Origin of the sequence: Streptomyces sp. NPDC059900, assembly GCF_050270335.1 — a bacterium.
Taxonomy (GTDB): domain Bacteria; phylum Actinomycetota; class Actinomycetes; order Streptomycetales; family Streptomycetaceae; genus Streptomyces.
The window spans coordinates 1-1,475 of sequence record NZ_JBNNJZ010001070.1; the positions used below are offsets into that span (position 1 = coordinate 1).

Sequence of the window (1,475 nt, forward strand, 5' to 3'; positions counted from 1 at the left end):
GGGCCGCAGATCGCGTAGACGTAACGCAGCTCAGTCACGGGGCGTCTCCCTTCCGGGGGAGCGGGTCGGGCTCCCCGCGTGCGCTGTCGTTCTCCAGGGCGGCAAGGCGCTGCCTCAGTTCGGTGTTCTCCCTTGCGAGTTCCTGATGCCGGGCACCCGACGACAACGCCGGATCCTGCTCCCACCAGTCGATGCCCATCTCCTTCGCCTTGTCGACCGAGGCGACGATCAGGCGCAACTTGATGGTGAGCAACTCGATGTCAAGCAGGTTGATCTTGATGTCACCCGCGATGACGATGCCCTTGTCCAGGACGCGCTCAAGGATGTCGGCGAGGTTGGCCCCCGAGTTTCCCCCGCCGAGAGGGGAGTCGGGAAAGCTGTTCGCGGGGCCCATCAACGGCTCCGCGCACCGGCGTGCCCGGGCTGCTCACGCTCGTCGGCAGAGACCTCGTCGTCCTCGAGGCCGTCGTCCTCGTACTCCTCGTCGTCCTCGGCCGCGAGCTCTTCGCCGTCCTCGAACTCCTCGTCTTCTTCGCCGGCTTCGTCGTCGTACCCGTCCTCGGCGTACTCGTCTGCGACGTCGTCGTCCTCGTGGGCCGCGGCGTCCTCGTCGACGTACGCCTCGGGGTCCTCCTCCTCGTCCTCGTAGTCCTCGGAGTCCTCGTACCCGTCATCGGGTTCCTCGGCGCCGTCGCCAGGCTCCTGGTCCGGATACTCGTCGTCCGGGTCGAACGCCTCGTCGTTCTCGGACGCCCCGGCGTTCTCCTCCTCTTCCGCGACCGCGTCGTCGTGGCTGCGTACGACCTCGCCGTCCTGGATCTCGCCGCGCCAGCCGTCGGTCGCTTCCCCCTTGATCGAGATGAACCGGGCGAAGTGTTTGAGGTCGAGGCGGGCGCGGCGGCCCTGGGCCCGCCAGATGTTGCCGGTCTTCTCGAACAGGCCCTTGGGGTAGTACTCGATGATCAGCAGGACGCGGGTGAGGTTCTCGCCGAGCTCGTGGAAGGTGATGACACCCTTGGTCGTGCCCTTGGCGCCCTCGGAGGTCCAGCAGATGCGCTGGTCGGGGACCTGCTGGGTGGTGTGCGCCTTCCAGCTCCGGCTGGACCAGAAGACCTTCATCTGCCAGTCGGAGGTCACGTCGTCCGCGCGGTTGGCGCTCTTCACGCCGCGGGCGAAGGAGGAGAACTCCTGGTACTGGGTCCACTGGTCGTAGGCGGTACGCACCCCCACGCCGATGTCGATGCTCTCCAGGATGACTGTCGGCTTGTTGCCGCTGCCCGCCTTCGACTTGCCCTTGCCGCCCGTGCCGAACAGGCCCTTGACCCCCTCGGTCAGGTTGTCCTTGAGATGCCCGGCCCCGGCCTCGACGGCGGAGCGCAGCGGCCCCTTGCCGTCGGCGAGCTTCCGGCCGCCCTCCAGGGCCATCTTGGCGAAGCCGGGGCTGTTGCCCTCGGCGATGTCGTTGAGCTTGGTCG

The 1,475-nt window shown here is 67.7% G+C and carries 2 protein-coding genes; both read right to left on the reverse strand.

The genetic code is table 11. The features are described 5' to 3' along the window. Window positions 1–34 precede the first annotated feature (34 nt). Window positions 35–394, reverse strand: a complete 360-nt coding sequence (locus ACQKIP_RS47295) for a gas vesicle protein (RefSeq protein ID WP_365862123.1) — start codon at window positions 392–394, stop codon at window positions 35–37. Then, window positions 394–1,475, reverse strand: a 1,082-nt coding sequence (locus tag ACQKIP_RS47300; protein WP_427745847.1) for an SRPBCC family protein, incomplete at its 5' end; no start/stop codon positions are given. The genes ACQKIP_RS47295 and ACQKIP_RS47300, both read right to left, overlap by 1 nt.

What these genes read in the sequence shown, in the direction of transcription:
- ACQKIP_RS47295 (WP_365862123.1), bottom strand. Translation starts at nt 394, where the DNA reads ATGGGCCCCGCGAACAGCTTTCCCGACTCCCCTCTCGGCGGGGGAAAC.